The organism is Dyella flava, assembly GCF_016904955.1.
Taxonomy (GTDB): Bacteria; Pseudomonadota; Gammaproteobacteria; order Xanthomonadales; family Rhodanobacteraceae; genus Dyella_B; species Dyella_B flava.
Genome location: NZ_JADIKE010000033.1, coordinates 1 through 9077 on the forward strand (window position 1 = coordinate 1; position 9077 = coordinate 9077).

At 56.6% G+C, this 9077-nt stretch carries 3 protein-coding genes, 2 tRNA genes, 3 rRNA genes and 1 riboswitch; of the genes, 7 read left to right on the plus strand and 1 reads right to left on the minus strand.

Features of this window, described 5'->3' with window-relative positions; all coding sequences use genetic code 11:
• The first annotated feature begins 56 nt into the window (after positions 1-56).
• From tyrS to rrf, 6 genes are all read left to right on the plus strand, one after another.
• Positions 57-1268: a tyrosine--tRNA ligase gene (tyrS, locus tag ISP19_RS08205; protein WP_204679294.1), complete on the plus strand. Its 1212-nt coding sequence runs from the start codon at positions 57-59 to the stop codon at positions 1266-1268.
• A gap of 453 nt (positions 1269-1721) precedes the next feature.
• Positions 1722-3266: ribosomal RNA gene (locus ISP19_RS08210) — 16S ribosomal RNA — on the plus strand.
• Positions 3267-3364: 98 nt separating this feature from the next.
• Positions 3365-3441, plus strand: a tRNA-Ile gene (locus tag ISP19_RS08215).
• A gap of 17 nt (positions 3442-3458) precedes the next feature.
• Positions 3459-3534: transfer RNA gene (locus ISP19_RS08220), tRNA-Ala, on the plus strand.
• Positions 3535-3758: 224 nt separating this feature from the next.
• Positions 3759-6635 (plus strand): 23S ribosomal RNA (locus tag ISP19_RS08225).
• 174 nt (positions 6636-6809) lie between these two features.
• Positions 6810-6922, plus strand: a 5S ribosomal RNA gene (rrf, locus tag ISP19_RS08230).
• The 16S, 23S and 5S rRNA genes sit together here with 2 tRNA genes alongside, the layout of an rRNA operon.
• 142 nt (positions 6923-7064) lie before the next feature.
• Here the strand turns inward: rrf and ISP19_RS08235 are convergent.
• On the minus strand, positions 7065-8081 hold the full coding sequence (locus tag ISP19_RS08235; protein WP_204680735.1) for a cysteine synthase A: 1017 nt from the start codon (positions 8079-8081) through the stop codon (positions 7065-7067).
• Between the two features lie 201 nt (positions 8082-8282).
• A riboswitch (SAM riboswitch) is annotated at positions 8283-8400 on the plus strand.
• Between the two features lie 84 nt (positions 8401-8484).
• Between ISP19_RS08235 and ISP19_RS08240 the strand changes: the two genes are divergently transcribed.
• Positions 8485-9077 (plus strand): alpha/beta fold hydrolase (locus tag ISP19_RS08240; protein WP_204680888.1); only part of this gene is annotated, 593 nt, incomplete at its 3' end.

Consider the following 9077-nt stretch of genomic DNA (forward strand, 5'->3'; position numbering starts at 1 on the left):
AAAGAAGGCGGCCATCACGCTATTGGCTGCCTAGACAATCACTTCACGAGGACGACATGAGCGAGCTTGAGCAGGCGCTGGCCACGATTGCGCGCGGCGCTGACGAGATCATCAAGCAGGAAGACTTGGCTGCACGGCTCAAGCTTGGACGCCCCCTGCGCATCAAGGCGGGCTTCGATCCCACCGCGCCGGACCTGCATCTGGGGCACACCGTGCTCCTCAACAAGTTGCGGCAGTTCCAGGATCTGGGACACACCGTGATTTTCCTGATCGGTGACTTCACCGGCATGATCGGCGACCCCACCGGCAAGAACGTCACCCGCAAGCCATTGACGCGCGACGATGTACTGGCCAACGCCGAGACCTACGCCGAGCAGGTCTACAAAGTGCTCGATCGCGAAAAGACCGAGTTGCGTTTCAATTCCGAATGGTTCGGCCAGATGAGTGCGGCCGACATGATCAAGCTCGCCGCCCAGCACACCGTGGCGCGCATGCTCGAGCGAGACGACTTCGCCAAGCGCTATGCCGCCCAGCAGCCGATCGCCATCCACGAGTTCCTGTACCCGCTGGTGCAGGGCTACGACTCGGTCGCGCTGAAGTGCGATGTGGAGCTCGGTGGCACGGATCAGAAGTTCAATCTGCTGATGGGGCGCGCCTTGCAGGAACATCACGGCCAACCGCCGCAGATCGTGCTGACCATGCCGTTGCTGGAGGGACTGGACGGCGTCAACAAGATGTCCAAGTCGCTGGGCAACTACATCGGCATTAACGAGCCGGCCATCGACATCGTCACCAAGACCCTGAAAATCGGTGACGAGCTGATGTGGCGATGGTTTGAGCTGCTCAGCTTCGAAACCTCGCTGGACGATATCGCCCGCATGAAGCAGGAAGTGGCCAGCGGAGCGCTCAATCCGCGCGACGCCAAGCTCAAGCTTGCGCGGGAGCTGGCCACTCGCTTCCACGATGCTGCCGCCGCCGAGCAGGCGATTGCCGGCTGGCACGCGGTGGTACGCGGCGAAGGCGATACCAGTCTGCTGCCGCTCACCGAAATTGCAGTGCCTGTGGAAGGCTTGCGTTTGCCTGCGCTGCTGACGGCCGCGGGTCTTACGCCAAGCAACGCGGAAGCGAATCGCAAACTGAAGGAGCGCGCCGTGCGCATCGATGCGGAAGTCGTCGAAGATGCACAGCGGATGTTTGCGCCAGGTTTCGAGGGTGTTCTGCAGATCGGCAAGCGCAACTTCGCGCGCGTGTTGTTGACGCAAGCGTGAGTGGATCGCGGCGACGCAATGTCGTCGCGACGCGTTCGAAAAATAAGTTTCGCGGCAGAACAATGCTTTACGCGAAGCGTGAAAAAAAATTCAAAAAAAGCTTGCCAAAGGATGGGGTGCTGCCTAGTATTCGCCTCCCCGCCGCTGGCAACGCGCTTCGACGGCAACTCCGAAAGCAAAAATTTTTCGCTGAAGGTGTTGACGGACTGAAGAGGCGATGTAGAATGGGCGGCTCACCCGGAACGAAATGTTCACGGGGCGATCTGAAGAACAGGTTGCAAGTGATTGATCTTTGACAGTGTGCGCAGGTGACTTGTGTGGGCGCCTTGCGGTGGATGGAGTATCTGTCCACAAATGCAAGCGTCTAACCTAAGAGTCAATTCAAAAGCTTGACGTTTTATGGTTAGGACTAACGCTTCAGAAAGATAGAGTGTCTTTGGACATTCGAAAACTTAAGTGAAGAGTTTGATCCTGGCTCAGATTGAACGCTGGCGGCATGCCTAACACATGCAAGTCGAACGGCAGCACAGTCGTAGCAATACGATAGGTGGCGAGTGGCGGACGGGTGAGGAATACATCGGGACCTGCCCAGACGTGGGGGATAACGTAGGGAAACTTACGCTAATACCGCATACGTCCTACGGGAGAAAGCGGGGGATCTTCGGACCTCGCGCGGTTGGATGGACCGATGTTCGATTAGCTAGTTGGTAGGGTAAAGGCCTACCAAGGCGACGATCGATAGCTGGTCTGAGAGGATGATCAGCCACACTGGGACTGAGACACGGCCCAGACTCCTACGGGAGGCAGCAGTGGGGAATATTGGACAATGGGCGCAAGCCTGATCCAGCAATGCCGCGTGTGTGAAGAAGGCCTTCGGGTTGTAAAGCACTTTTATCAGGAGCGAAATACTATCGGCTAATACCCGGTGGGGCTGACGGTACCTGAGGAATAAGCACCGGCTAACTTCGTGCCAGCAGCCGCGGTAATACGAAGGGTGCAAGCGTTAATCGGAATTACTGGGCGTAAAGCGTGCGTAGGCGGTTTTTTAAGTCTGCTGTGAAATCCCCGGGCTCAACCTGGGAATGGCAGTGGATACTGGAAAGCTAGAGTGTGATAGAGGATGGTGGAATTCCCGGTGTAGCGGTGAAATGCGTAGAGATCGGGAGGAACATCAGTGGCGAAGGCGGCCATCTGGATCAACACTGACGCTGAGGCACGAAAGCGTGGGGAGCAAACAGGATTAGATACCCTGGTAGTCCACGCCCTAAACGATGCGAACTGGATGTTGGTCTCAACTCGGAGATCAGTGTCGAAGCTAACGCGTTAAGTTCGCCGCCTGGGGAGTACGGTCGCAAGACTGAAACTCAAAGGAATTGACGGGGGCCCGCACAAGCGGTGGAGTATGTGGTTTAATTCGATGCAACGCGAAGAACCTTACCTGGCCTTGACATGTCTGGAATCCTGCAGAGATGCGGGAGTGCCTTCGGGAATCAGAACACAGGTGCTGCATGGCTGTCGTCAGCTCGTGTCGTGAGATGTTGGGTTAAGTCCCGCAACGAGCGCAACCCTTGTCCTTAGTTGCCAGCACGTAATGGTGGGAACTCTAAGGAGACTGCCGGTGACAAACCGGAGGAAGGTGGGGATGACGTCAAGTCATCATGGCCCTTACGGCCAGGGCTACACACGTACTACAATGGTCGGTACAGAGGGTTGCAATACCGCGAGGTGGAGCCAATCCCAGAAAGCCGATCCCAGTCCGGATCGAAGTCTGCAACTCGACTTCGTGAAGTCGGAATCGCTAGTAATCGCAGATCAGCTATGCTGCGGTGAATACGTTCCCGGGCCTTGTACACACCGCCCGTCACACCATGGGAGTGAGTTGCTCCAGAAGCCGTTAGCCTAACCGCAAGGGGGGCGACGACCACGGAGTGGTTCATGACTGGGGTGAAGTCGTAACAAGGTAGCCGTATCGGAAGGTGCGGCTGGATCACCTCCTTTCGAGAACGACAGACCCTCCTCCGCAAGACGTCCACACAAGACACCTGCACATCCGCGCGCTGAACAAGCGCGAAGGCCATAAGGCCTATGAAGCTTATGGGTCTGTAGCTCAGGTGGTTAGAGCGCACCCCTGATAAGGGTGAGGCCGGTGGTTCGAGTCCTCCCAGACCCACCACTGAATGACCGAACTATGGGGCCATAGCTCAGCTGGGAGAGCACCTGCTTTGCAAGCAGGGGGTCGTCGGTTCGATCCCGACTGGCTCCACCAGTTTGACACCGGATGTGTAGCGCACACGAAGAGATTTTGAAGCGAGCTGGCGTTGAGGCCAGTGTCGTGTTCTTTGAAAATGTAAACGAGTGACAAGCGTCTTGGTTTGAAACCAAACCGAGATGTGTCGTTGAGGCAAAGAAGTAAGCGAAAGCGTTGTTTGGCGACTTCCCAATGTTCCTGAGGAGGAACGGGAGTAGCCCTGAGGCGACTTGGGGTTATATGGTCAAGCGACCAAGCGTATACGGTGGATGCCTTGGCAGTCAGAGGCGATGAAGGACGTGGCAGCCTGCGAAAAGTGTCGGGGAGCTGGCAACAAGCTTTGATCCGGCAATGTCCGAATGGGGAAACCCACTCCGTAAGGAGTATCCAGCACTGAATACATAGGTGTTGGAAGCGAACCCGGGGAACTGAAATATCTAAGTACCCGGAGGAAAAGAAATCAACCGAGATTCCCTCAGTAGCGACGAGCGAACGGGGAGCAGCCCAAAAGTGCATCATGTTTTAGTCGAACGGTCTGGAAAGGCCGGCCATAGCGGGTGATAGCCCCGTAGACGAAAAGGCACGGTGCATGAAATTGAGTAAGGCGAGGCACGAGAAACCTTGTCTGAACATGGGGGGACCATCCTCCAAGGCTAAATACTCCTGACTGACCGATAGCGAACAAGTACCGTGAGGGAAAGGCGAAAAGAACCCCGGAGAGGGGAGTGAAATAGATCCTGAAACCGTATACGTACAAGCAGTGGAAGCCCGCAAGGGTGACTGCGTACCTTTTGTATAATGGGTCAGCGACTTACTGTCAGTGGCGAGCTTAACCGTCTAGGGGAGGCGAAGGGAAACCGAGTCTGAATAGGGCGCATAGTCTCTGGCAGTAGACCCGAAACCACGTGATCTATCCTTGGCCAGGTTGAAGGTGCGGTAACACGCACTGGAGGACCGAACCCACATCTGTTGCAATAGATGGGGATGAGCTGAGGATAGGAGTGAAAGGCTAAACAAACGTGGAGATAGCTGGTTCTCCTCGAAAGCTATTTAGGTAGCGCCTCGTATGAATCTTCCTGGGGGTAGAGCACTGTTATGGCTAGCGGGTCATCGCGACTTAGCAAACCATGGCAAACTCCGAATACCAGGACAGAATGTACGGGAGACACACGGCGGGTGCTAACGTCCGTCGTGAAAAGGGAAACAACCCAGACCCGCAGCTAAGGTCCCCAAGTTAGTGCTAAGTGGAAAACGATGTGGAAAGGCATAGACAGCCAGGAGGTTGGCTTAGAAGCAGCCACCCTTTAAAGAAAGCGTAATAGCTCACTGGTCGAGTCGGTCTGCGCGGAAGATTTAACGGGGCTAAGCACTACACCGAAGCTCGGGGTGCACAGCAATGTGCGCGGTAGAGGAGCGTTCTGTACGCCTGTGAAGGTGTGTCGAGAGGCATGCTGGAGGTATCAGAAGTGCGAATGCTGACATGAGTAACGATAATGCGGGTGAAAAGCCCGCACGCCGAAAGCCCAAGGTTTCCTCGCGCAACGTTCATCGGCGCAGGGTGAGTCGGCCCCTAAGGCGAGGCAGAAATGCGTAGTCGATGGGAAGCTGGTTAATATTCCAGCACTTGACTGTAGTGCGATGTGGGGACGGAGAAGGTTAGGTCTACCGGGCGTTGGTTGTCCCGGGGAAAGGAGGTAGGCGGTGATCTTAGGCAAATCCGGGATCACATACGCCGAGCACTGAGACGAGTCCATCAGGACGAAGTGACTGAGACCACGCTTCCAGGAAAAGCCACTAAGCTTCAGCTACAGCAAACCGTACCGTAAACCGACACTGGTAGGCAGGGTGAGAATCCCAAGGCGCTTGAGAGAACTCGGGTGAAGGAACTAGGCAAAATGGCACCGTAACTTCGGGAGAAGGTGCGCCCTCCGACGTGGTCACATGCGTGACTGAGCGTTAGAGGGTCGCAGTAACCTGGCCGCTGCGACTGTTTATCAAAAACACAGCACTCTGCAAACACGAAAGTGGACGTATAGGGTGTGACGCCTGCCCGGTGCTGGAAGGTTAATTGATGGGGTCAGCCGCAAGGCGAAGCTCTTGATCGAAGCCCCAGTAAACGGCGGCCGTAACTATAACGGTCCTAAGGTAGCGAAATTCCTTGTCGGGTAAGTTCCGACCTGCACGAATGGCGTAACGACAGCGGCGCTGTCTCCACCCGAGACTCAGTGAAATTGAAATCGCTGTGAAGATGCAGCGTTCCCGCGGCAAGACGGAAAGACCCCGTGAACCTTTACTATAGCTTTACACTGAACGTTGAGTTCTTCTGTGTAGGATAGGTGGGAGGCTATGAAACCGAGACGCTAGTTTCGGTGGAGCCATCCTTGAAATACCACCCTGAAGTGCTTGACGTTCTAACCTAGGTCCGTAATCCGGATCAGGGACCGTGTATGGTGGGTAGTTTGACTGGGGCGGTCTCCTCCCAAAGCGTAACGGAGGAGCACGAAGGTACGCTCAGCGCGGTCGGACATCGCGCACTGTGTGCAAAGGCATAAGCGTGCTTGACTGCAAGATCGACGGATCAAGCAGGTACGAAAGTAGGTCTTAGTGATCCGGTGGTTCTGTATGGAAGGGCCATCGCTCAACGGATAAAAGGTACTCCGGGGATAACAGGCTGATACCGCCCAAGAGTTCATATCGACGGCGGTGTTTGGCACCTCGATGTCGGCTCATCACATCCTGGGGCTGTAGCCGGTCCCAAGGGTATGGCTGTTCGCCATTTAAAGTGGTACGCGAGCTGGGTTCAGAACGTCGTGAGACAGTTCGGTCCCTATCTGTCGTGGGCGTTGGAGATTTGAGGGGGGCTGCTCCTAGTACGAGAGGACCGGAGTGGACGTTCCGCTGGTGTTCGGGTTGTCATGCCCATGGCATTGCCCGGTAGCTATGAACGGAAGTGATAACCGCTGAAAGCATCTAAGCGGGAAGCACGCCCCAAGATGAGATCTCCCGAGAGTTCAACTCTCCTAAAGGCCCCATCTAGACTAGGTGGTTGATAGGCGCGGTGTGGACGTGCAGCAATGCATTGAGCTAACGCGTACTAATGAGCCGTGCGGCTTGACCATATAACCCCAAGACGCTTCGCAGACAGGTCTCTCTGTGACGAACCCGACCCTCCAAGGCCGGACTGTTCGAAAGAGCCAGACCCCCAACGAAACATCCCGGAATTTCACCAGACGCTTGTCACTCGTTTACCCCTCTTGAGGCCGGGCGCACTCGTGCGCTGCCTCAACCCTTTCCCTGGCGGCTATAGCGCTGTGGCCCCACCCGATCCCATCCCGAACTCGGAAGTGAAACGCAGCTGCGCCGATGGTAGTGTGGACTTCCATGCAAGAGTAGGTCACCGCCAGGGGCTTTATCCTTAAAACGCCTTCCCTCACCGGAAGGCGTTTTGCTTTACCCCGACTCGCATCTCCTTCGGCGGCCTACGTGCGGCTGAAATTTGCAGCTGAAGCGATGTCACTTAAAGCACGGCATCGAAACCCGATCGAGCATCAATCCGGAAAGGCTTTGTCCAGCCACTCGGGGACAGGAATATTCTTCTCCCTGAGGAAGCGTGGATTGAATAGCTTTGCCTGATAGCGAGTTCCTGCGTCGCTGAGCACAGTGACAATCGTGTGCCCCGGTCCAAGCTCCCTGGCGAGTCGGATGGCGCCGGCAATATTCACGCCGCTTGATCCACCTACGCACCAGCCTTCCTCGCGGAGCAGCTCGTGCAACAGCGGAACGGACTCTTGATCCGGTATAGACCAGGCCAGATCGACGGGCGCATCCTGGAAATTCGCGGTGATGCGGCTGGAGCCGATCCCTTCGCTGATGGAGCTGCCTTCAGCCAGCAGCTCGCCATGATTGATGTAATTGGCTAGAGCTGAACCCGACGGATCAGAGAGGGCGATCTTTACGCCAGGCTTGCGCGCTTTCAGCGCCCGTCCAACCCCTGCAAGGGTTCCACCGGTGCCGGCGGAACAGACGAAGCCGTCCACTTGCCCACCGGTTTGTTCCCAGATTTCGATGGCAGTGGTTGCCTCGTGCCAATCGCGGTTGGCCGTATTGTCAAACTGGTTACCGAACCAGGCACTGCCGGGTTCGAGCTGGTTCAAGCTCTGGCCATAGGCTCGCGCGACGTGTACGTAATGCCTTGGGTCCTTGAACGGCACAGCTGGTACCAGGCGCACCTCTGCGCCAGCAATCCGTAACGCGTCGATCTTCTCCTGGCTCTGCGTCTCCGGCATGAAGATCACAGACCGGTAACCGCGACTCGCCCCGATCAGCGCGAGTCCTATGCCGGTATTCCCGGCGGTTCCTTCTACGATCGTACTGCCGGGGCGTAACAAACCCTTCTGCTCCGCGTCGCAGATGAGCCCCAGCGCCGTACGGTCCTTGATTGACCCTCCCGGATTGAGGAATTCGGCCTTACCCAATATCTGGCAGCCAGTCAGCGCGGAGGCGCGGCGCAGGCGCAGCAAGGGGGTATTTCCAACAGCGGCGGAAAGGTCGGATCTGATCGTCATGGGTGAAGTGTCATACGCCGGATTCAAACGTAGCGTGAGAGTAGCGTTGGCAGGGATGGCTTGCCAGTCGGGCTGTGCCTGGAGCCAAGTGATATGGTCATTTCACATATGCCAGAAAAACAGGCGTATTTTAAAGAATATCGACGTTTAGACGTCTATACGTCCATTGACGCTTAAAAAGACCGTGGGTATAGTCGTCCATACTCATCGAGACCGGCTGAGGGACAGGCCCTTTGAAGCCGGGGCAACCTGCAGGTTCAAACCTGCAACGGTGCCAACTCCTGCGGGGCGCCCCAAGGCGTCGACCGGAAGATGGGATGTCGTCAATCCATGCGTCAGCATGATTGATATGGCGGCAACTCCTCCATGGTTCTCCGCAGGGCGATGTATCCGGAGAACCAAGATGCCGCAGCTCGCCAATTCCTCTCTCGACGATTACCACACTGCCGTGGTCGTGCCTCTGCATTCGCGTTCTACGCTGGCCGAACAGCGCAGCAGCCGTCGGTTGAACCTGCAACCCAAATACGGCCTCGGCCTCAGCAAGGTCGACGTGCGCTATCAATGGACCGGCGCACCGGATGCTCCGACGGTGATCGTGCAGGGAGGGATTTCCGCAGATCGTCACGTTGCCGCTACAGACCAGGACAAGCCCGGTTGGTGGTCCGAATTGGTTGGCAATGGCCAAGCTATCGACCTGGCACATTGCCGTGTCCTGAGTATCGATTGGTTGATTCCCGCCGACTTTGAACAGAGCCCACGTGCGATTTCCAGCGAAGATCAGGCCGATGCGCTGGCTGCGCTGGTCGATGCGCTAGGCATTATGAGTGTGGCTGCGTTCGTGGGTTCCTCTTATGGCGCGATGGTTGCCCTCGCATTCGCTGCGCGCCATCCAAACAAGGTCGAAAAACTGGTCCTGTTGGCCGGAGCACATCGGGCGCACCCGATCTCAACCGCGCAGCGTGCCATCCAACGGCAAATCCTGCGCCTTGGACAGGC

Excerpts from the sequence above, each read along its gene's own strand:
- tyrS (WP_204679294.1), top strand. The coding sequence starts at position 57 with ATGAGCGAGCTTGAGCAGGCGCTGGCCACGATTGCGCGCGGCGCTGAC.
- ISP19_RS08235 (WP_204680735.1), bottom strand. The coding sequence starts at position 8,081 with ATGACGATCAGATCCGACCTTTCCGCCGCTGTTGGAAATACCCCCTTG.